The organism is Accumulibacter sp. (genome assembly GCF_032229525.1).
Classification (GTDB): Bacteria; Pseudomonadota; Gammaproteobacteria; order Burkholderiales; family Rhodocyclaceae; genus Accumulibacter.
Window position 1 is genome coordinate 1 of sequence record NZ_JAVTWB010000167.1, and the last position, 21525, is coordinate 21525.

General features: G+C 64.8%; 15 protein-coding genes and 2 pseudogenes. 10 read left to right on the forward strand and 7 right to left on the reverse strand.

Annotated elements, in window-relative coordinates:
• Window positions 1–22: 22 nt before the first annotated feature.
• Window positions 23–1099, forward strand: a complete 1077-nt coding sequence (locus RUW20_RS12725) for a tartrate dehydrogenase (protein WP_313952645.1) — start codon at window positions 23–25, stop codon at window positions 1097–1099.
• A 59-nt stretch (window positions 1100–1158) separates the two neighbouring features.
• Here the strand turns inward: RUW20_RS12725 and RUW20_RS12730 are convergent, their stop codons facing one another.
• Entirely contained in the window at window positions 1159–1509 is a 351-nt protein-coding gene (locus RUW20_RS12730) for a hypothetical protein (protein WP_313952603.1), read from the reverse strand.
• Between the two features lie 15 nt (window positions 1510–1524).
• Between RUW20_RS12730 and RUW20_RS12735 the strand changes: the two genes are divergently transcribed.
• Window positions 1525–1953, forward strand: a complete 429-nt coding sequence (locus tag RUW20_RS12735; protein ID WP_313952605.1) for an SRPBCC family protein — start codon at window positions 1525–1527, stop codon at window positions 1951–1953.
• A 175-nt stretch (window positions 1954–2128) separates the two neighbouring features.
• On the opposite strand, the gene RUW20_RS12740 is transcribed toward RUW20_RS12735, so the two are convergent.
• Window positions 2129–3925 carry a monovalent cation:proton antiporter-2 (CPA2) family protein gene (locus tag RUW20_RS12740; protein WP_313952606.1) on the reverse strand — a complete coding sequence of 599 codons (1797 nt, stop codon included), beginning with the start codon at window positions 3923–3925 and terminating at the stop codon, window positions 2129–2131.
• A gap of 166 nt (window positions 3926–4091) precedes the next feature.
• Complete coding sequence (locus tag RUW20_RS12745; protein WP_313952607.1) at window positions 4092–5081, reverse strand: aldo/keto reductase; 990 nt, start codon at window positions 5079–5081, stop codon at window positions 4092–4094.
• 337 nt (window positions 5082–5418) lie between these two features.
• Between RUW20_RS12745 and RUW20_RS12750 the strand changes: the two genes are divergently transcribed.
• The 4 genes and pseudogenes from RUW20_RS12750 to RUW20_RS21720 all read left to right on the forward strand — a co-directional run bounded on the left by RUW20_RS12750 (window position 5419) and on the right by RUW20_RS21720 (window position 10121).
• Window positions 5419–8022 (forward strand): hypothetical protein, encoded by a 2604-nt coding sequence (locus RUW20_RS12750; protein ID WP_313952608.1) that lies wholly within the window; start codon window positions 5419–5421, stop codon window positions 8020–8022.
• 247 nt (window positions 8023–8269) lie between these two features.
• On the forward strand, window positions 8270–8599 hold the full coding sequence (locus RUW20_RS12755) for a hypothetical protein (protein WP_313952609.1): 330 nt from the start codon (window positions 8270–8272) through the stop codon (window positions 8597–8599).
• Between the two features lie 34 nt (window positions 8600–8633).
• Window positions 8634–9659: pseudogene (locus RUW20_RS12760) on the forward strand (PLP-dependent cysteine synthase family protein); the annotation flags it as partial.
• A 126-nt stretch (window positions 9660–9785) separates the two neighbouring features.
• On the forward strand, window positions 9786–10121 hold the full coding sequence (locus RUW20_RS21720; protein WP_409559362.1) for a glutaredoxin domain-containing protein: 336 nt from the start codon (window positions 9786–9788) through the stop codon (window positions 10119–10121).
• A 727-nt stretch (window positions 10122–10848) separates the two neighbouring features.
• Here RUW20_RS21720 and RUW20_RS21725 read toward each other — a convergent pair.
• The 4 genes and pseudogenes from RUW20_RS21725 to RUW20_RS12785 all read right to left on the reverse strand — a co-directional run bounded on the left by RUW20_RS21725 (window position 10849) and on the right by RUW20_RS12785 (window position 16481).
• Window positions 10849–11929: pseudogene (locus RUW20_RS21725) on the reverse strand (hypothetical protein).
• 157 nt (window positions 11930–12086) lie between these two features.
• Window positions 12087–13271 carry a lipocalin family protein gene (locus tag RUW20_RS12775; protein WP_313952613.1) on the reverse strand — a complete coding sequence of 395 codons (1185 nt, stop codon included), beginning with the start codon at window positions 13269–13271 and terminating at the stop codon, window positions 12087–12089.
• A 423-nt stretch (window positions 13272–13694) separates the two neighbouring features.
• A complete protein-coding gene (locus RUW20_RS12780; protein ID WP_313952614.1) occupies window positions 13695–14684 on the reverse strand; it encodes an aldo/keto reductase in 990 nt (329 codons plus the stop codon).
• A gap of 162 nt (window positions 14685–14846) precedes the next feature.
• Window positions 14847–16481: a rhomboid family intramembrane serine protease gene (locus tag RUW20_RS12785; RefSeq protein WP_313952615.1), complete on the reverse strand. Its 1635-nt coding sequence runs from the start codon at window positions 16479–16481 to the stop codon at window positions 14847–14849.
• A gap of 481 nt (window positions 16482–16962) precedes the next feature.
• Between RUW20_RS12785 and gnd the strand changes: the two genes are divergently transcribed.
• The 4 genes from gnd to egtB all read left to right on the forward strand — a co-directional run bounded on the left by gnd (window position 16963) and on the right by egtB (window position 21500).
• Entirely contained in the window at window positions 16963–17982 is a 1020-nt protein-coding gene (gnd, locus tag RUW20_RS12790; RefSeq protein ID WP_313952616.1) for a phosphogluconate dehydrogenase (NAD(+)-dependent, decarboxylating), read from the forward strand.
• Window positions 17983–18003: 21 nt separating this feature from the next.
• The gene (gene zwf, locus RUW20_RS12795; protein ID WP_313952617.1) at window positions 18004–19386 is read left to right on the forward strand and encodes a glucose-6-phosphate dehydrogenase; all 1383 of its coding nucleotides are present in this window, start codon (window positions 18004–18006) and stop codon (window positions 19384–19386) included.
• A complete protein-coding gene (pgl, locus tag RUW20_RS12800) occupies window positions 19383–20081 on the forward strand; it encodes a 6-phosphogluconolactonase (protein ID WP_313952618.1) in 699 nt (232 codons plus the stop codon). Before zwf ends, pgl begins: the two co-directional genes overlap by 4 nt.
• Window positions 20082–20234: 153 nt before the next feature.
• Window positions 20235–21500 (forward strand): ergothioneine biosynthesis protein EgtB, encoded by a 1266-nt coding sequence (egtB, locus tag RUW20_RS12805; RefSeq protein WP_313952619.1) that lies wholly within the window; start codon window positions 20235–20237, stop codon window positions 21498–21500.
• Window positions 21501–21525 lie beyond the last annotated feature (25 nt).

Consider the following 21525-nt stretch of genomic DNA (forward strand, 5'->3'; position numbering starts at 1 on the left):
GCAGCCAACCAGGGAGCGCATCATGACCACCCACAGAATCGCCGTCATCGCCGGCGACGGCATCGGTAAGGAGGTAATGCCCGAAGGCCTGCGCGTGCTCGCAGCCGCCGCCGGCAAGTTCGACCTCGACCTGCAGTTCACACCCATCGACTGGGCCCACTGCGACTACTACCTGCAGCACGCCACGATGATGCCCGCGGACTGGTTCGAGCAGCTCGAGGGCTTCGACGCCATCTACTTCGGCGCCGCCGGCTGGCCGGCCACGGTGCCCGACCATATTTCGTTGTGGGGGTCGCTGCTCAAGTTCCGGCGCAGTTTCGACCAGTACGTGAACCTGCGACCGGTCCGCCTGATGCCCGGTGTGCCCTGCCCGCTGGCTAACCGCGAGGTCGGCGACATCGACTTCTACGTGGTGCGCGAGAACACCGAAGGCGAGTACTCGGCGGTAGGCGGGCGGATGTTCGAAGGCAGCGACCGGGAAACCGTGCTGCAGGAATCGATCTTCACCCGCAAGGGGGTGGACCGCATCCTCAAGTACGCCTTTGAGCTGGCGCAGCGCCGGCCCAAGAAGCACCTGACCTCGGCGACTAAGTCCAACGGCATGGCCATCAGCATGCCCTACTGGGACGAGCGGGTCGAGGCGATGGCGGCGAGCTACCCTGAAGTGCTCTGCGACAAGTACCATATCGATATCCTTTGTGCGCGTTTCGTGCTCAGCCCGGAACGCTTCGACGTGGTGGTGGCCTCCAACCTCTTCGGTGACATTCTCTCCGACCTCGGCCCGGCCTGCGCCGGCACCATCGGCATCGCGCCCTCTGCCAACCTCAACCCTGAACGCGATTTTCCTTCGCTGTTCGAACCCGTTCACGGCTCGGCACCAGACATCTACGGGCGCAATATCGCCAACCCGATCGGCATGATCTGGTCCGGCGCAATGATGCTCGACTTCCTCGGCCGCGGCGACGCCCGCCACACGGGCGCGCACGACGCCATGCTCCGCGCCATCGAAACCGTGCTGCTCGAAGGCCCGCGAACACCAGATATGGGCGGGACGGCGAGCACCACCGACGTCGGCCGGGCCGTTGCCGACGCCCTCTGATTCCGGCAAGCGAGCGGCCGCAGCGCAACTTCAACGACGCCTGCCAGACCCGGGGCAGTTCAGTTACGATAGCTGTCGGGGATCAAGGTTCGGCTTGACGTGAGGTCATGATGGATCGTGGCATGAGTGTGGTCATCGCCAGCGCTGGCGTATTCGCGGGCTCCCTGTTCGCCGACGTTCTTCTCGGTGACGGTGTCCAGGTCGCCAACATCCAGCAGGCGGCAATGGTTGGATTGATAGCTGCCGCCATACAGTGGCTGCTGCAGCGAAATCGCAAATAAGGGATTGAACGAATGGTGCCGCTGCAGCTTTTGTTCAGGGCGTTTTGCGTTGTCTTGCTGGGTCTTTTTCCCCTCCAGGCGCTTGCCGGAGATGATGCTGGTGACATTGTTGTTCGCGTTGAAGTTCACGACAAGCTGGTCAGCGTGCAGGCAGAACTCTTCATACCTGCATCACAGAAAAAGGTCTGGGAGGTGCTGACCGATTTCGACAACCTGGCGCGCTTCCTTTCCAATGTCGTCACGAGCAAGGTGCTGTCCCGACAGGGAAACTCGATCCGGGTATCGCAGACGGGAACGACCAGTTTCGGCCCGCTGACGATGCATTTTCAGTCGGAGCGAGAAATCACCCTGATGCCCATCACTGGCTTCGAGTCGCGCATGATCAGCGGCGACATGAAGCAGTATCACGGCATCACGCGGCTTGAAGCTTCCGGCAACGGCACCCGGATTATCTATCAGGCCGAGGCTGTGCCAGATACCGTCTTGCCGCCCAGTCTGGGCATTGCCCTGATTCAGTCCGAAACCCGAGAGCATTACCAGGAAATTCGTAACGAGGTCCTGCGCAGAAAGTAACTGCCATGACAAGTCATGGTTCGTCACGTCATTCGCCCGCGGCGTTTGCCGTCAGGCACAGCCCGTCGATGGAGCGCTCGATCTTGCGTCGCGCCGGTGGCAATGCCGCGATGCACACGATGGTTTGTCGTCTGGGGCAATGATGATCATTTGATGCGACAGGCGAGCCGCGCGCTCACCCTGCACTGACGTCGCCGCGCGACTGTTCGAAGCTGGCGGCATCGGCCTCGAAGAGGTCCTGCAGTTGCGCGGCTGCCTCCTGTGCACTCTGAATCAGCTGCGCCTCGTCGTGGTGAAGCGCATGCTGGACGTCGAGCAGCGCTTCGTCGTGCTGCTTGAATAGGGCGACCGCACGCTGCGCCGACGGCAGGTCGAAGCCGAGGCCCAGCAGCGCTTGTTGCGCGACCTCCAGGCTCGACAAAAAGGTCTCGCGGTAGACCAGCTTGACGCCGAGGTCGCGCAAGCGAAAGAGATGTACGCGGTTGCGCACGCGGGCGAGGATCGGCAAGTCGGGAAAATGCTTGCGCACCAGGGCCGCAATCTTGACCGAAGCTTCGACGTCGTCAATCGCCAGCACGAACAGCTTTGCCTCACCAGCCTTCGCCGCGTTCAGCAGTTCCAGCCGCGAGGCATCGCCAAAATAAATCTTGTTACCGAAGCGACGCACGAAATCCACCTGCTGGTAGTTGACTTCAAGGGCGGTGAAAGCGATGCCGCACATCCGCAGCGTCCGCGAGACGATCTGGCCAAAGCGGCCGTAACCGGCGATGATGACCGGATTGCCGGGGCCGTCGATGGTGTCGTAGGCGGGTTCGGTGGTGCGTTCGAGCCAGCGCGCGAGCAGGCGCTCATGGCCGGTAAAGGCGAACGGTGCGAGCAGCATCGACAGGGTCACCGCCATCACCAACAGTTCGCTGGTCTCCCGCTCAAGCACACCGAGCGTGGCGGCGGCCGAAAACAGCACGAAGGCGAACTCGCCGCCCTGCGCAAGCGACACGGCGAGGCGCTGCGCGCTGTCCTCCGGCGCGCGAATCAGTTTGGCGATTGCATAGAGCACGGCGAACTTGGTAACCATCAGCGCGAGGCCGATGGCCAACACCAGCAAGGGTGTGTGCCAGAGCAGGCCGAGGTTGGCGCTCATCCCGACGGCCATGAAGAACAACCCAAGCAACAGGCCCTTGAAGGGCTCGATGTCGGCCTCGAGTTCGTGGCGGAACTCGGAATCGGCGAGCAGTACGCCGGCGAGGAAGGCCCCCAGCGACATCGACAGGCCGATTTTCTCCATCACCAACGCGGCGCCGACGACCAGCAGCAACGCCGCCGCGGTGAACACCTCGCGGCTGCTGTGACGGGCGATGAACTTGAGTGCGGGCCGCACCACAAGGCGGCTGCCGAAAATGACCACGACAATCGCGCCAACGCCCTTGGTGGCTGCCAGCCAATGCACACCGCCCTGCGTCGGCGAGGAAGCCAGCAGCGGCAACAGCGCCAACAGCGGAATGACCGCGAGATCCTGAAAAAGCAGCACGGCAAAGGCGTCGCGGCCGTGCCGCGCCATCAACTGGCCGCGCTCGGCCAGCGACGAAATGACCAACGCGGTCGATGACATCGCCCCGCCAAGGCCGGCGATCAGCGCGGCCTGCCAGCCGAGTCCGGCCGCAAGTCCGGCCAGCGAGAGCAGCAAACCGGTTGCCGCCACCTGCGCGCCGCCGAGTCCGAATACCGCTCGGCGCAGCGCCCACAGGCGCGCCGGCTCGAGTTCGAGGCCGATCAGGAAGAGCAGCAGGACGACACCGAATTCGGCGAAATGCATGGTCGACTGCAATTCGCCGACGACGCCCAGCCCCCACGGGCCAATCAGCATGCCGGCGGCGAGATAGCCGAGCACCGCGCCCAGTTTGAGACGCTGGAACAGCGGTACCAGCAGCACGGCGGCGAGCAGGAAGACGGCGATTTGTTCTAGCAGGTGCATGGATCATCGGACGGCGCTGAGCGAGCCGCCAGGATAGCCTGACTGTGCGCACCCGCAAACCCTGCCGCTGGAGGGGACATGCTTTACGCCGGAGGCGCGCCGACAGCGGCGGTTGACGAACGACCACCCGCTTCCGGCGATGAAACCGCCGGGAGGCGCATGGCGATCAGCGATTCACCGCCCCCATCATGTTCGCCGGGTAGCGTTCGCCGGCGGCGGCGTTGAACGGAAACGCCGCATCCAACGAAGCCAGTTGTGCGGGCGTCAGTCGGACAGCGAGCGCACCGACGTTCTCGTCAAGATACTTGCGTCGCTTGGTGCCGGGGATCGGCACAATGTCGTCACCCTGCGCCAGCACCCACGCCAGAGCGAGTTGCGCCGGCGTACAGCCGATTTCGGCAGCCGCCGCCCTGACCTGGTCGACCAGGGCCAGATTGCGCGCGAAGTTCTCGCCCTGGAAGCGTGGGCTCGAACGTCGGTAGTCGTCGGCGGCGAAATCCTCGGGGCGCTTGATCGCACCGGTGAGGAAGCCCCTGCCGAGCGGGCTGTAGGGCACGAAGCCGACGCCAAGCCGGCGGCACGTGGCCAGCACCTCGGCCTCGGGGTCGCGCGACCACAAGGAATACTCGCTCTGCAGTGCGCTGACGGGGTGCACCTTGTGGGCGCGCTCGAGGGTGCTGGCGGACGCTTCGGAAAGGCCGATGTAACGCACCTTGCCCGCCTGAACGAGCTCGGCAAGCGCACCGACCGTGTCCTCGATCGGCACCGCGGGGTCGACCCGATGCTGGTAGTAGAGGTCGATGCTGTCCACGCCCAGCCGCCGCAGACTGCCTTCGATGGCGCTTCGCACGTAGGCCGGGCGGCTGTCGAACCCGCGCACCGAGGCATCGTCGGGATCGCGCAAGATGCCGAACTTGGTTGCCAGGAAGACCTCGCTTCGCCGCCCCTTGATCGCCTGCCCGAGCAGTTGCTCGTTGGTATGCGGGCCGTAGATGTCCGAGGTGTCGAGAAAGTTGATGCCGAGGTCCAGCGCACGGTGAATGGTGGCGATCGATTCGCTGTCGTCCCGCCCGGCGTAGAAGTCGCTCATACCCATGCACCCCAGGCCAAGCACCGATACCTGCGGACCATCACGGCCCAGTTGTCGCCTTTGCATCGCAGTCTCCCTGAGTGAAAAGCGCAGGCTAGCACTTGCCGCGCAGCCGTCAAGCGTGGAGGCTTCCCGTGACTCGGGCGAGCGAAAGCGACCTTCCCCGAGCGTCCCGGAGTGCCGGCAGCTTCGCGTGACGTATGGCACGTAGCGCCGCCAGGGCGGTGATCCGTAAACCAACAGCGTTTCCCGCTTCAGCGCTGAGCCGGCAACGCGCCCGCACCCGCCGGCAAGCTGGCGGCAAGGTTCAGGGCAGCGAGCACATTGACCCCTCCAGCAGGCGACTCCATACTATGCCGCAAGAATCTCCCACACTGATCTACTTCGCCCGCAGAGGAACGCCATGATCGCCAAGCTGCCGAAACCCCGCCTGCTCACCTGCCTGCTTGGCGCCATCATCGCCGGTCCCATCGGCTGCGCCAACCAACAGTCAGCGTCTTTTGCGGGTGACCCCGGAATGAACATGGCGCCGCCCATGAACGCAGAGCCAGCCTTCGACGGCGCTGTAAGAGCAGCCGATTCGTGGACCAGCCTGCCCGTTCCTCCAGCAGCGGGTAATGCCACCCAGCCTCCAGCAGCGCCGCCGACAGCCAGTGACGGCTGGCCCCGCCAGGCCGAAATCTCCGGTGCAACCGCGCTGGTCTATCTGCCGCAGGTCAATAGCTGGCAAGGCAACAGGCTCAGCTTCCGCGCCGCGGTCTCCGTGAAAGAGACGGATGCCAAGGAACAAAGCTTCGGCGTCATCTGGGGCAGCGCACGCACCGGCGTCGATCGTGTCACGCGACGGGTCTCCCTGGAAGACCTCAGCCTGAGCCGGGCCAGCTTCCCGACGCTCCCGGATCACGGCCTCGACGTTTTGCGCCAATTGCGCACGCAGTTGCCGACGGTCATGGCCAGCATGTCACTACCCTTGCTCGAAGGCGAACTTGCCGCCTCGGGCACAGTGAAACCACAGGCGGCCAAGGTCAACAACCAGCCACCACGGGTGATCGTCAGCAATTCGCCGGCGATCCTGATACCCATCGATGGCGTGCCGGCAATCAGGCCAGTCGCCAATACGCGCTTTGAGCGCGTCATCAACACCCAGGCACTGATCGTCCGCAGCAAGGGCGACAGCCGTTGGTACCTGCACGTTTTCGACGGCTGGCTGTCGGCAGATTCGCTCGACGGCCCGTGGAGCAGAGCGCTCGGTGAACCGACCGGGCTGAACCAAGTGGCGGAAAAACTGGCCAAAAAAGGCCGCGTCGACCTGCTTGACGGTGGTCCGCAGGCGCAGCCAAAACCGACGCTGGAAAATGGCGTGCCGACACTCTACGTCAGCCAGGTGCCGGCCGAGCTGATCGTCTTCAAGGGTCAGCCCAACTTCGTGCCAATCACCGGCAGCGGCCTGTTGTGGGCGGAAAACACGACCGCCGACGTGCTGGTGGATACCGCCAACAACGATTACTACACTTTGCTTTCCGGGCGCTGGTACCGCGCTTCGGCCTTGACCGGGCCGTGGACCTACACCGCTGCCAACGCGCTGCCCGCCGACTTCGGCCGCATTCCCAAGGATGCACCAGCCGGCGTCGTTCTGGCCTCGGTTGCCGGCACACCGCAGGCGCAGGAAACACTGATCGCCAATTCGATTCCGCACACCGCCACCGTGCCTCTGAGCAACGGGCCGAAGTTCACCCCGGTATTCGACGGCGCGCCACGATTCCGGCCAATCGACGGCACGCCGCTGCAGTACGTCAGCAACGCCGAAGTGCCGATCATCGAGGTGACAGCGGGCAGCTATTACGCAGTCCAGGCGGGCGTCTGGTTTACGGCCGGCCGCCTCACCGGCCCGTGGTTCGTCGCCACCAGCGTGCCACCCGTGATTTACGACATCCCGACCAGTTCGCCCTTGCACTACGTGACCTACGTACATGTCTATGGCGCCAGCAACGAGGTCGCGTACGTCGGCTATACCCCTGGCTACCTGGGCAACGTGGTAAGCGCCGACGGCGTCGTAGTCTATGGCACCGGCTACTATTACACGCCCTGGATCGGCTCGGTCTGGTATGCGGCGCCCTACACCTGGGGCCTGGCTGCGGCACCAATCTACAACCCCTACGTCGGCTTTGCCTATGGCTTCGGCCTCGGCCTGGCCACCGCCGCCTGGGCCGCGCCCTACTGGGGCGGCGCCTGGTACCACCCCGGCTATTGGGGTTATCCCTGCTGTGGATCGACCAGTGCCGACGTCTATGGCCATTGGGGAAACACCGTCTATTCCGGCTCGCGAAGCTGGTACGCCAATTCCGACGGCAAGGTCGGCACCAGCGCCAGCGGCAACTACAGCAATAACCGCACCGGAACGACCGGCTCCTACGCCGCTGGTCGCAGTTACAACCAGAACACCGGCCAGGCGCAGCGTGGCTACGATCGCAGCTTCAATACCGCCGCCGGCACCTCCGGCAATGTCGCCCGCGGCGGCGCCTACAATACCGAAACCGGACAGCGCTCCTACGCTTCCAGCGCCTCGGCGACCGGCCCCGGCGGCAGTTCGATCTCGAAAAGCGCAGGGGCGACGGCCGGCCCGGATGGAGTGGGTGCCCAGCATACGACCACCGCCTACGATGCCAGGACAGGCCAGAGCAAGAGCACCACTTCGAGCGGCCTGTTTGGCAACCATTACGCGGGCACAGACGGCAGTGTCTATCGCAATACCGACAGCGGCTGGCAGCAACACGGCGCCAGCGGATGGCAATCTGCCGGGGGCGACACCGGCTGGGCCGATCGCAACCAGCAGGCGCGCAGCAACGCTGAAAGCCACGCCGGCGGCTTCGGTGGCGACGACCGCTTCGGAGGGGGTGGCGACCGATTCGGCGGCGGAGGCTGGGGCGGTGGCGACCGATTCGGTGGGGGCGGCTTCGGCGGGCGCTTTGGCGGCGGCTTCGGCGGCCGTTTTGGCGGCCGACGTTAGGTAACGCGTTCCGGAGGAACTCTCAGCCCGTTGCCCCTGCGGCTCGGTAGCGCAAACGTGAGCACGCAGAATCTGGCGCGCCGTCAGCCCGTGCGGCGCGTTCGCCCCCTTGCAAGCGTGCTACAGAGACGCTTTCTTCAATGCTCCTTCAAGGCCTCTTAGACGTTTCTTAAGCGCACTCTGGCCATCTTGCGGCTTTTCCCGGAGGGCCTCGACTGCCGTCACCACTATCGGGACGGCAGCCGCAATGAAGCCAGAAAGCCGAGCTGTCGATGAAACCGCGCTGCTCGAGCAGATGTTGCTGGTGCGCGCCCACGAGGAAGCGATTGTCGCCGGCAGCGCCGCCCGGAAAGCGCCGGAAACCTGCACCTCGGTCGGCCAGGAAGCGGCCGGCATCGGCGTGGTCAGCGCCCTTGGTGACGACGACCTGATCCTCACCAACCGCCGCGGCGCCGCCCATCGGCTGGCGCACGGCGCCGACCCCGGCCCCGCCTGCCGGCCGACGACCAGGCGCGCTGGCGAGGTAAACTGGGCAGCCGGACGACAAGAAGCGAGAGAACCAAAAAAAGCACGCTGACTGCAGCGGGCAACCCCACCAGGAGAGCGAGACGATGAACAAACGATTCGACAGCATCCTCGGCACCATCGGCAACACACCGGTGGTGCGCATCAACAAGCTGGGTCCGCCACACGTCAATCTGTACGTCAAGGTCGAGGCCTTCAACCCGATGGGTTCGGTCAAGGACCGTCTGGCGCTGGGCGTCATCGAAGACGCCGAGCGGCGCGGCGAATTGAAGCCGGGCCAGACCGTCGTCGAAGCCACCAGCGGCAACACCGGCATCGGACTGGCGATGGTCTGCGCACAGAAAGGCTATCCGCTGGTCGTCACCATGGCCGAGAACTTCAGCGTCGAGCGCCGCAAGCTGATGCGCTTCCTGGGTGCCCGCGTGGTGCTGACGCCGGCCGCATTGAAGGGCTCCGGCATGGTCGCCAAGGCCGTCGAACTGGCGCGCGCGCATGGCTGGTGGCAGTCGCGTCAGTTCGATAACCCGGCCAATGCCGAAACCCATGCGCGCACCACCGCGGTTGAGATTCTGCAAGCCTTCGACGATGTCAAGCTCGACTACTGGGTCACCGGCTTCGGTACCGCCGGCACGCTCAACGGCGTCTCGCGCGTGCTGCGCCAACGCAGCCCCGACACGCGCATCGTCGTCTGCGAACCGGACAACTCGGCGATCCTCGCCAGCGGCATCCCGCAGGCACGCAATGCCGACGGCTCTGTCGCTGCAAGCCACCCGCTGTTCCGGCCGCACCTGATGCAGGGGTGGTCGCCGGACTTCGTGCCGCAACTGGCCGAAGAGGTGATCGAGGGCCGGCGCATCGACGACTTCCTGGCGATCGACGGCAAACACGCCCTGCAATGCGCGCGCGACCTGGCAAGCAAGGAAGGAATCTTCGTCGGCATCTCCTCGGGCGCCACCTTCGCCGGCGCGCTGCAGATCGCCGCCACCGCGCCGCAAGGCGCCAACATCCTGTGCATGCTGCCGGATACCGGCGAGCGCTACCTGAGTACGCCCTTGTTCGAAGACGTGGCGGTGGACATGACCGCGGAAGAGCACGAAATTTCGCGTTCGACCGCGGGCTACCGCTTCGACGTCAGCGCGCCGGCCGCCGCGCCGGCCGAAGACGAAGCGCCGGTGCTGGACGAGACCGCCGTCGCCGAAGTCGCCGCCCTGATCGCCGATGCCGGGCAACCGGTGGTGATGTTCGCGCTGGAGTGGTGCGAGTTCTGCTGGTCGGTGCGCAAGGTGCTGGCGAAATACGGCATCCCCTACCGCTCGGTGGACCTCGATTCGGTCGCCTACCAGCAGGACAACCGTGGCGGCAAGCTGCGCCAGGCGCTGCGGGCGAAGACCGGCTCGAACACCTTCCCGCAAATCTTCGTCGGCGGCGAGTTCGTCGGCGGCTGTAGCGAACTGTTCGACGCCTGCAAGGATGGCAAGCTCGCCGAGCGGCTGCAACGCCACGGCATTTCCTACGACACGACGGTCAACGCCGACCCCTACAGCTTCCTGCCAAGCTGGCTGCACCCGCGCTAAGAGCACATCGCTTCAAGAAAAACCAGCCTGCCGCCGTCCTCGTTTGCCCCTTCCCGGGGCTGGCCGGGGCCGCTGCTTCCGCTGTCTGCACGCTGCAAGCAAGCAACGCCGACCGGCACGGCACCCCGTTGCCTGCTCTGCAAGCAATGTCCAGAATTCCTCCGCGACGATACCAATAAAACACCAAGCATCAGCGCAGACTGCCAACCATACCGAGGCGGCCTGGGGTGCCTCACGACTTTGAAGCGCTTTTGGGTGTTTGGCTAAAGGGCGCTCAGCGTCCGAGGGTGGCGAGGTCATTCCGGAAGTACAACTGAGCGACAAATGTCAGCCAATGCGATCATTCGTGAGCTGGCGAAACAACGGGTTTGGGTGCGCGGTCGACCGGCCTGATTTGACGACTCGTAGAAAAAAAAGCGTGAAGTGTCCTGTTCGCCGCCCCGGTCTTGGACCGTTGGGCAAAAAGAAACGCATGTGTCGAGGAACCAACACCGGGAAACCCTACCCGGATGTCCAGCCGGCGGCGAAATCGCTGAAGAAGATCAAGGCGAGGCTGAAGGCTGGCCTGAATCTGACGCCCATCCCCTTGAGCGACATCGTGGGAAACGTGAACCGCAGCCTGCGCGGCTGCGCACTTAGCGGAAGTGACCCTCGTAGTGAATGCTTGTAGTTGCGTGGCCAGCATCAGTGCGGAGCGACAACCCGAAACGCGAAGCGCGCCCCACCCTCATGCCTGTCGTGTCAGCTGCATGGCCAGTGCGACATAGTGAAATTCGTAGCGCCCGGGGTCGTTGCGCACCAGGCGTTCGGCGCGTGCATAGATGTCGTCGATCAGGATCTGCAAGCCCGACTGCCCGGCGAGACTTGCACGCAGCACGGCTTCGGTAAAGGCGCGGAAGAAGTCGGTGTACTCGCTTGCATAGCGCGCCACATCGCCCGTCGTGCGGAACGCCTCGACGAACGGCACGGCGACTTCGTAACTCTCGGCGCAATCGAGGGATAAGAGCCGGGATGCCGGCGAAGTGCTGTCGGCGAACGGCGCGGTCAATTCATTGAGCGTGCGGAAATAGACCGGCTGATAGTAATCGTCGTACTGTTGCCGATCGATCAGGCCATCGGCCAACACCTCGAGTACGGCATCGTTGAGCACGTCGTAGATGCCGTCGCAGGTCCGCTGCTCGTCCCCGGCGCCGAATACCTGAACCAGCAGCTTGCCACCCGTGACGAGTTCGGCCGCGCGCGCGCAGGAAGGCCTCCAGGTCCGCGCTGGCCTGCGTCGCACAGATCGCACGTTCATCGTCGGCAACGTAGCCGATGCCGCCACGTTGGCTCGGCCCGTTCGGCAGGATGTATCCCGGCAGCCGTTCGAGCGGCCGCCTCGACAGGAAGCCGATGGCATTGAAGGTCGTCGCGAAGTGCACTGACGCCGGCGGCAACAACTGTTCGAACATGGAGCCGCACACGGCTGACGAAAACACTCGGGCATTGCCGAAGACCGAGCCGCCTTGTCCCCTCAACTCCGTGAACAGGCCCGAGAAATCGTTGCTCGGCAGGTCGCTGTGGATGGTCAGGATCGGTCGGTCGCTCTGCGCTCGAACGGTGTCCACCAGACGCTTCATGACGGCGATCGAATTGTGCCCTTCCGAGCAACCGAAATCGGCGAGAGCGATCGTTGTCGGCACCGCCGCGAAGTCCATGCCACCTGCCGCGGCATCAAGCCACGGCAGCACATGTTCGATGGCCGCCATCTGCGGCGCCGAGTGGCGGTTGTAGAAACCGTGGCCGACCATGCCGCTGGTGACGCTCATCGTTTCATGCTCCCATATTCCGCGACTAACGGGGTCGGAGTGATTTGAGAATCGGAATCACTCGGCCCCCCATCACAACCATTGGCAAAAACATCCTGCGCTGCCGGACCAGCGCAGCGCCCAACCACAGGCGCTACGGCGCAGCGCGATTACCGCTCTAACGCTTTGGTCCGCTGTTCTCCTGCGGCCGCCTTGCCGGCTGGTAGCCGCTCAATTCCATGAAGCCGACACCCTTGTGCGAGCCGCCGACCTTGATCGCCCCCTCCCAGTAGACGTTCAGTGTGGTCGTCAGCGCGTCGAATTCGCTGGCGCGAAGCACCGGCTCTACCTGCACTTTCACTCCCTTCGACGGGATGTTGATCGTCCAGTCGAGCGGATAGGCGACCCTCGAGAAAGGGCTCTTCCAGCTACCGTCGGCCTTGGCCTTGAAGTCTGCATCACCCAATGCGCTGATCGTGCCATCGCGCGCGTAGGTACCCATGCGCAGTACCGGGCCGCCACCCTGGCGGTCAAAGAGCTCGAAGAGCATGATGTCGGCGCCGTCTGTCAGCTGCAGGGCAAACCAGTTCCAGCGCAGGTCCGCTGCTTCGAAGTCACCCCACTGGTGATCGAACCACACTTCGCCGCTTACCGCCTGCTGCTTGCCGTCGATGCTCAGTGTGCCGCGTGCACTCATGCGCGGGCGCGAGGTGTAGTAACTCTTGCCGGCGGCGGCGAAGTCGAGCAAACCGGCAATCGGCGTTCCGGGTGCCTGGTGCAGTAACGGCGCGTGTGGGTCGTCGAGTTGCAGATCGAGAGCGAAGCCTTTGCCGGCCATCTTCGCCAGGTGTTTTTCGCCTGTTCCCTGCAGCTGCCAGTCGGCAAAGCGGAAGTTGAAGCCATCCTGACGGCCATCGGAGGGGTTGCCCGCGGTCCGCGCCTGCTCGGTGTAGCGTTTTTCGGTCTGATGGTCGAGGAGCGAGCCGTGGAATACCGTATGCGTCAGGGCTCCACGTCGCAGGAACGCTGCCAGATGGAACGAATAGTGCTCGCCGCTGGCGGTCTGAAGATGGCCGCTGTAATACCACCATTCAGTGCGCTTGTTGTGTTCCGCATCGTCGGCCGGCAAATTGACCTCCGCCATCGTCTCGCCGTCAGCGGCGGCGGCCGAACGCGCAGTCAGCGCCGCAGTGCTCGATGCCACTGGTAGGCGTTCCGAACGGATGAGGAGCAGCCAGCCGGCGCCCACCAGAACGGCCAGCCAACCGCCAACGACCAGCCAGCGATGGCGCCTGAACCAGCGCGCCGAGCCCGCCTGGGCCTTGCCACGACTACGGCGCCGGGCGCCATGGTAATCACTCATCCACGTTCTCCACTGGACAGGGCCACTTGTCCTGGTAGCGCCCTGTCGGTATCAGTATCCTGCGCCAGAAGGCCATCCGGTCGCCAGCGACGAACAGCGGTTGTGGAGCGGCCAGCCGAGGGTTGCTTCTTCGATCCGTGTGCGCGAGGCTTTCGAAGAGCGCACCGACGGAGTCAAGTCTTTCCTTTCGCACCGGCGGGGTCAAGCCTTTCCTATTGCCCGCGACATCCCCAAGCCGTTGCACAAAAGCGAGACCCGACCTTCGACCCTGCCCCTGCTTGGCGGCGCAGTGCTGATGTTCGAAACCAGCGGTGTCGGCCGCCAACAGGCCGGCAGTTGCGCCGCCGCGCGCTCGACGCCCTGTGCCTCGACAAGCGATCGCGCCAGGTGCTTCGTACCGGGCCGCTGGCGGTAGTTTGCGGCTCAGCGATTCACCGCCTGCATCAAGCCGGGCGGGTAGCGATCGCCTGCCGCCACGTTGAAGGGGAAGGCGGCGTCCAGAGCGGCCAGCTGCGCGGCTGTGAGCCGCAGCGCGAGCGCGCCGACGTTCTCGTCGAGATACATGCGCCGCTTGGTACCCGGGATCGGCACGATGTCATCGCCCTGCGCCAGCACCCAGGCCAGCGCGAGCTGCGCGGGCGTGCAGCCGATCTCGGCGGCCAGGGCTTTCACGTGGTCGACCAGCGTGAGGTTCCTGGCGAAGTTCTCGGCCTGGAAACGCGGGTTCGAGCGGCGAGAGTCGTCGGCGGCGAAATCCTCGGGGCGCATGATCGCACCGGTGAGGAAGCCTCTCCCGAGCGGACTGAACGGTACGAAACCGACGCCCAGGCGCCGGCAAGCGGCGAGGACGTTGGCCTCGGGGTCGCGCGACCACAGGGAATATTCGCTCTGCAGCGCGGTAATCGGGTGCACCCGGCATGCGCGCTCCAGCGTCGCGGCGGACGCTTCGGACAAGCCGATATAGCGAATCTTGCCGGCCTGAACCAGCTCGGCGAGCGCGCCAACCGTGTCCTCGATCGGCACTTTCGGATCTACCCGGTGCTGGTAGTAGAGGTCGATGGTCGTCACTCCCAGGCGTCGGAGGCTGCCTTCGATGGCCCTTCGCACGTATTCCGGACGGCTATCGAAACCGCCCACCGAGCTATCCTCCGGATCGCGCAGAATACCAAACTTGGTGGCCAGGAAGACTTCGCTACGCCGGCCCTTGATCGCCCGCCCGACGAGTTCCTCGTTGGTATGCGGGCCGTAGATGTCCGAGGTGTCGAGGAAGTTGATGCCGAGATCCAGCGCCTGGTGGATGGTGGCGATCGACTCCTCGTCGTTCCGCTGTCCATAGAAGTCGCTCATGCCCATGCAACCCAGGCCAAGAGCCGATACCCGCGGGCCATCGCGGCCCAGTTGTCGTATCTCCATCGAACACCTCCATGAAAAGCTCAGGCCAGCTGGCCGCGCGGCCGTCAACCAGCACGACTCTGTTTACCGCAAGCGGCACCGGGCACTCGCCGCTGCCAAGGAGAGTACCGCCTCTCGCCCCCGATCACGCGCCCGATCACGCGCCCGTTGGCGGACGTCGCCTCATTTCTTCGGCTCGACCCCCTGGGTCGCCTTCGTCACCCGCTCACCGACCGCCACCAGTTCGCTTTCGATCTCTGCCATGCGCGCCGGGTCCGCCGGTTCCAGCTTTCCGGAGTTTTTGTCGAAAACCGACGCCATCGCCAGCGACTCGGTGAGTAGTTCGGACATGCGCCGCATGTCCTGGATCAGCGGCGCGCGCGGATCGCCGGGACGGAGGACCGCTTGCGAGAAATCTTCGGTAATGCTCCGGAAAATCGGCGCATGAACGGAGCGGCTGCGTTCGTCCGCTTCCTGCTCCGAAAGCCTGCCCGCCTTGACTTCGTCCTGGTCGTGAGCGATCGCCTTCAAGCCGGTATCAAAACGGATAACGGCACGCTCCAACAACTGCGACTGTGAGCTGGCAACGATACGACCAACATCGACTGTCGCCAACGGAGCCATTGCCGCAAGACCCACCGTCGCCAGACCCAGAATGGCCAGCGCGGTAACGGCTCGGCTGGCGAACACGCTTCGGTAGTAATCCAGGTCGAAGCGCTTGGGCAGGATGAAAGCAGCCAGACAGCCGGCCAGCAGGCCCCCCACGTGCGCCGCGTTGTCGATGCCGTTGTGCCCGAAGCCCTGCACGAGTGAATAGAGAACAAAGAAACCGATCCCGGCCTGCGTCTGCTTGCTGAAGGATCTCGGCAGCTTGTCGCGATGCTGCAATACAGCCACCAGCAGCGCTCCGGCGACGCCGAACACCGCCCCCGAAGCACCGACCGATACCGCCTGCTGTGCGGCGAAATGCAGACTTAATGCGCTGCCGAGCAACCCCGAACCAAGATAGATGATCAGCAAGAGCCGTGGACCATAGATCCGCTCGACGGTCATGCCGGCGGTGTACAGGCCGAGCATGTTCATCGCCAGGTGGACCAGACTGCCATGGAGGAAGATGGCGCTCAGCAGCCGCCACCATTCTCCCTTTTGTACCTCGGAGGCAGCGTTGCCGCCCCAAAGGAGGAGCGTCTCTGCCGGCGTTCGCGCGACCTCGGCGCCATAGAACAGCGTCGCCAGCCAGATCAGGATGTTGGCGCCGATCAGCGCATGCGTCGCCCAGGTGTAGGGCTGAAGCGCCCTGATTCGCTCCTGAAACTCCCGCTTCTCCCGCAGTTCGTTGCCCGTCGCCCCCGGCTCACTATCGATGGCGCCGATCGCCAAACGGTGTCGACGTCTTACCGCGTCGAGAAGGCGTTCCTGATCGGCTGGCGAGAAAGCGGACAATCCCAGGGTGGGCTTCGATGGATTGATCCCCGCCCACGACTTCCTGCTGCTGCGAAACCCGTCAACCTCCTTGAGGTGGAATGCGAGAACCGGGGTGACCTGCTTGAGATCGAGAGCGATGGTGTCAACGTCGGCCCACCGGAGTGTCTTTTCCCTCGCGGCGAGATTTGGTGCCTCGATCGCCTCATCGGTGAGTGTGACCAGGACCTGGCCAAACCTGAGTTGGTTACGGAAATGGAGCCCGACGGGAAGCGCGAAGAGGAGCAGTATCGGCAGCGTAACGAGCAGATCAGACGAAAACCCGCCTTGTTTCACGATGACCATGGCAAAACCCGCGGCAAGGCCGCCGAAGACGTAGATCCTTGCCTTGGCCAACTGGCTTTCGCGGGAGGCGAAAAAGGTCTCGTCTGGCTGACCCCTGTGGCCGCTCACCTGCCCGGCTGGCGAGCAATCGGCCGCAACAGACAAGTCACGGCTAGCGGCAGGCAATGGATCGCCGGGCCCCGGCGCAGTCGCCGCGGGGACCGCGGGGGCGCCACACGCGCGGCACACGGCGGTGTCGACGGGATTGGTGCGGTGGCAGGCAGGGCACGTCCAGCTAGGCTCGGGCATGGTTCGCTGAATCTTCCACAAGTGTCGGTAAATGGGATGACATGCCGACAGGCTGCGGCCGTTGGATACTACGCGTCCGGCCGGAGCGCTGTAAAGCCGCCGGTCGAAACAGCCGTTATCGCCGGTCACCAACGCGGGCATGGCAAGCGCTGCATGTTACGCTGCCAGCGAACCTGACGTGAGCTTCCGCTGTCAGCAGGGAATTCGCAAGTTTCGCTCTCGCCACAGAAGAAAGGAAACCAGGATGCAACTCGGAATGATCGGACTCGGCCGGATGGGCGCCAATATGGTGCGCCGGCTCATCGCGGGCGGCCACGACTGCGTGGTCTTCGACATGGCACCGGCGGCGGTTGACGAACTGGTGCGCGAACAGGCAGTCGGCGCGACGTCGCTGGCCGATCTCGCGCGGCAGCTCACCCGGCCGCGCGCGTTGTGGCTGATGGTGCCTGCCGCCGTCGTCGACCAGACCATCGCCGAGCTGCTGCCGCAGCTCGAGCCGGGCGACATGGTGATCGACGGCGGCAACTCGTATTACGTCGACGACATCCGCCGCGCCAAAGAACTGGCGGCGAAGGGCATCCACTACGTCGACGTCGGCACCAGCGGTGGCGTCTGGGGCCTGGAACGCGGCTATTGCATGATGATCGGCGGCGAGGTCGACATCGTGCAACATCTCGATCCGATCTTTGCCCGGCTGGCGCCGGGGATCGGCGAGATCGCGCGCACGCCGGGGCGCGAAAATGCCACCGGCACCGCGGAACAGGGCTACCTGCACTGCGGGCCGAACGGCGCCGGCCACTTCGTCAAGATGGTGCACAACGGCATCGAGTACGGCATCATGGCCGCCTACGCCGAGGGCTTCAACGTCCTGCGCGCCGCCAACGTCGGCAAGCAGACGCACGCGACGGACGCCGAAACGACACCGCTACGCGACCCCGAACACTTCCAGTACGACCTCAAGCTGCCCGACATCGCTGAACTCTGGCGGCGCGGTAGCGTGATTTCATCGTGGCTGCTGGATCTGACGGCGAATGCCTTGATCAAGGACCCCTCGCTGACGGGATTCGCCGGACGCGTTTCCGACTCGGGCGAGGGCCGCTGGACGATCAAGGCGGCGATCGACGAGGGCGTTCCTGTGCCGGTGCTCACCACCGCCCTCTACGAGCGCTTCAGCTCGCGCGGCGAAGCCGAGTTCCAGGACAAGCTGCTCTCCGCGATGCGCTACGAGTTCGGTGGCCACCACGAAAAACCCGACACCAAATAAGCCCGAAAGAGGGGAAGCACGATGAGCGAAATACACTCCGATGCCCTGGTGCTTTTCGGCGCCACCGGCGACCTGGCCTACAAGAAGATCTTTCCGTCGCTGCACGCCCTGCTCAAGCGCGGCAACCTCGATGTGCCGGTGATCTGCGTCGCGCGCGGCGCTCTGTCCCTCGACCAACTCAAGGCGCGAGTGCGGGAAAGCATCGAAACGCACGGTCGATTCGATGCCGCGACCTTCAAGCGCCTGAGCGCACGGCTGCGCTACGTGCGTGGCGACTACGGCAATCCGGCCACCTTCGCCGCCCTGCGCCAGGAACTCGGCGCGGCGAAACGACCCGCCCATTACCTCGCCATTCCGCCCTCGCTGTTCGCTTCGGTCGTCGAGCAACTGGCCAGTTCCGGCTGCAGCAACGGCGCTCGCATGGTGGTCGAGAAACCCTTCGGACGCGATCTCGTCTCGGCACGCGATCTCAACCAGGTCCTGCTGGCCACCTTCGACGAGGAGCACATCTTCCGCATCGACCACTATCTCGGCAAGCGGCCGGTGCACAACATGGTTTTCTTCCGTTTCGCCAACGCCTTCCTCGAACCCTTCTGGAACCACAAGTTCGTCAAGAGCGTGCAGATCACGATGGCCGAGAGTTTCGGCGTGCAGGGCCGTGGCGCCTTCTACGATCAGGTCGGGACGATTCGCGACGTCATCCAGAACCACCTGTTCCAGGTGCTGGCCAATCTGGCGATGGAACCGCCAGCGCGGGCCGACGCCGAGTCGATGCGTGACGAGAAGGTGAAGGTGCTGAAGTCGATCCCGCCGATCGAGACCAAGAACCTGGTGCGCGGTCAGTTTGCCGGCTACCGCCAGGAACCCGACGTGCCGCCGGATTCGCAACAGGAGACCTTCGCCGCCTTGCGACTGGAGATCGATTCATGGCGCTGGGCCGGAGTGCCGTTCTACATCCGGGCCGGCAAGTTGCTGCCGGTGACGTGCACCGAGGTGGTCGTCCGCCTGCATCGGGCGCCGAAGATCTTCCCCGGATGCGCGGGCGTCGCCAACCATCTCCGCTTTCGCATCAGCCCGGACATGACGATCGCCATCGGCGCCACGGTGATGGATGCGGAGGACCGGATGACCGGCCAGCACACCGAGCTGCTGGCCAGCCATCGGCCCGGCAGCGAGGAAATGGACGCCTACGAGCGCGTACTCGGTGACGCCCTGGCCGGCGATCGGACCTTGTTCGCGCGCCAGGATTATGTGGAAGAGGCGTGGCGTATCGTCGATCCGGTGCTGAAGGCGGAAACGCCGCTGTTCGAATATCAGCCGGGCAGCTGGGGCCCGAAACAGGCCAACCGCAAGCTGTCGCCGCCAGGTGGTTGGCAGAATCCGGCAGTCACGGAACCGTCATGAAACTCGAAGTGCTGGCCGATGCGGACGCGGTCGCCCGCCGTGCCGCCGCGGTCATCGCCGCCGAGGCCACAGCCGCAGTGGCCGCACGCGGCCGTTTCGTCATCGCCGTCAGCGGCGGCAGCACCCCCTGGGCGATGCTGCGAGAACTGGCGAAACTGCCCCTGCCGTGGCCGGACGTGCACCTGATGCAGGTCGACGAACGCGTCGCAGCCAACGGCGATGCGCAACGCAACCTCACCCACATCGAAGAAAACCTCCTCGCGCACGTGCCGCTGCCACCGGGGCAGGTGCACGCGATGCCGGTGGAAGCGACCGATCTCGACGCGGCGGCAAAGAACTACATCGACACCTTGCGCGAGGTTGCCGGTTCGCCGCCGGTGCTCGACCTCGTCCACCTGGGACTCGGGGCCGATGGTCACACGGCCTCGCTGCTGCCCGGCGATCCCGTGCTCGTCGCCACCGCCGATGTCGCGCTGTCGGGCATCTACCAGGGCCGGCGCCGAATGACCCTCACCTATCCAGCGATCGACCGGGCCCGCCGCATCCTCTGGCTGGTGACCGGCACCGAAAAAATGGCCATGTTGACGCGCCTGATCGATGGCGACCGCGCCATTCCGGCCGGCCGGGTGCGGCAGGAGTCGGCTCTGCTGCTGGCGGACGCGGCGGCAACAACGAGCCTGGATCGGCCGCAATGAGCGGCGAGCCGAAGAGCGGTTTGGTCGGGGCCCTCGCCCGGCGGTGATTTCGCTTCTATGCTGTAATGACCCGGAAGCGATCACGACCCATGTGCACAGGCCTGTTCCGCGACGCGAACGGCGTGCTGCAAACACCCTTGGGAGACTAACGAAATGCCCACGATAGGTTTGCCCCGCGAAGAACTCTCATTTATTGACCGCTCCCACCGCGAGCAAGTCGCGCAGCACTACGACGAAGTGCGCGCCCACAGCCTGGCGCTCGCTGCGCCATTGTCGGCCGAAGACCAGTGCGTGCAGTCGATGCCCGACGCCAGCCCGACCAAGTGGCACCTGGCACACAGCAGTTGGTTCTTCGAGGCTGTCGTGCTGCAGCCTCATGCTGGCGGCTACGCGCCTTTCGACCCGCGCTTTTCACTGCTGTTTAATTCCTACTACGAGTCGCTCGGCCCACGCCACCCGCGGCCACAACGCGGCCTGCTGACCCGGCCGTCGCTGGATGAAGTGCATCTCTATCGCCAGCACGTCGACGCCGCCATGTGGACCTTCATAGCCGAAGCCGATTTCACTGCCTGGGAACTGGCCGCGCCGCTGGTCGCCCTGGGGCTGCAGCACGAGCAGCAGCACCAGGAACTGCTTCTCACCGACATCCTGCATGCGCTGTCGTGCAACCCGCTACTCCCGGCTTACCAACCTACCGACCCGCCACGGGTGCCTCCGGGCACCGCGACGCCGACACTGCGCTGGCTGGCCATGCCCGGCGGCGTGGCGCCGGTAGGTCATGGCGGCAAGGGCTTTGCCTTCGACAACGAAAGGCCTCGTCATGAGGTGCTCTTGCCACCGTTCCAGATCGCCGACCGCCTGGTGAATTGCGGCGACTATGCTGCCTTCATCGCCGATGACGGCTATCGACGACCCGAGCTGTGGCTGTCCGACGGCTGGGCCACGGTGCAGGCTCAGGGCTGGAGCGCTCCCGCGTACTGGCTGCCCCCCGGCGACCCACGTGCACCGTCCGGCCGCTGGCAGATCTTCGGGCTGCACGGTGTGCAGCCGCTGGACGTTGCCGCCCCGGTGGCGCAACTGAGCTTCTACGAAGCCACCGCCTACGCCGAGTGGGCCGGCGCCCGCTTGCCCACCGAATTCGAATGGGAGGCGGCGTATGGTGTGCCGGGAATGACGCAGATGACGGGCGAACTGTGGCAATGGACGCGCTCGTCCTACGACCCCTACCCCGGCTTCCGGCCACTGAACGGCGCTGTCAGCGAATACAACGGCAAGTTCATGGTCGGCCAACTGGTACTGCGTGGAAGCAGCCGCGCGACACCCGCCGGCCACAGCCGGCCGACCTACCGCAATTTCTTTCCACCAGCCGCCCGCTGGCAGTTCTCGGGCTTGCGCCTGGCGAAAGATCCGCGCGGTTGAGCCGGGTCGGGAAGATCCGCGCTGG

Excerpts from the sequence above, each read along its gene's own strand:
- RUW20_RS21720 (WP_409559362.1), top strand. The coding sequence starts at position 9,786 with ATGTTCGCGCTGGAGTGGTGCGAGTTCTGCTGGTCGGTGCGCAAGGTG.
- RUW20_RS12740 (WP_313952606.1), bottom strand. The coding sequence starts at position 3,925 with ATGCACCTGCTAGAACAAATCGCCGTCTTCCTGCTCGCCGCCGTGCTG.
- RUW20_RS12745 (WP_313952607.1), bottom strand. The coding sequence starts at position 5,081 with ATGCAAAGGCGACAACTGGGCCGTGATGGTCCGCAGGTATCGGTGCTT.
- gnd (WP_313952616.1), top strand. The coding sequence starts at position 16,963 with ATGCAACTCGGAATGATCGGACTCGGCCGGATGGGCGCCAATATGGTG.
- zwf (WP_313952617.1), top strand. The coding sequence starts at position 18,004 with ATGAGCGAAATACACTCCGATGCCCTGGTGCTTTTCGGCGCCACCGGC.
- egtB (WP_313952619.1), top strand. The coding sequence starts at position 20,235 with ATGCCCACGATAGGTTTGCCCCGCGAAGAACTCTCATTTATTGACCGC.
- RUW20_RS12780 (WP_313952614.1), bottom strand. The coding sequence starts at position 14,684 with ATGGAGATACGACAACTGGGCCGCGATGGCCCGCGGGTATCGGCTCTT.
- RUW20_RS12755 (WP_313952609.1), top strand. The coding sequence starts at position 8,270 with ATGAAGCCAGAAAGCCGAGCTGTCGATGAAACCGCGCTGCTCGAGCAG.
- RUW20_RS12750 (WP_313952608.1), top strand. The coding sequence starts at position 5,419 with ATGATCGCCAAGCTGCCGAAACCCCGCCTGCTCACCTGCCTGCTTGGC.
- RUW20_RS12775 (WP_313952613.1), bottom strand. The coding sequence starts at position 13,271 with ATGAGTGATTACCATGGCGCCCGGCGCCGTAGTCGTGGCAAGGCCCAG.
- RUW20_RS12725 (WP_313952645.1), top strand. The coding sequence starts at position 23 with ATGACCACCCACAGAATCGCCGTCATCGCCGGCGACGGCATCGGTAAG.
- pgl (WP_313952618.1), top strand. The coding sequence starts at position 19,383 with ATGAAACTCGAAGTGCTGGCCGATGCGGACGCGGTCGCCCGCCGTGCC.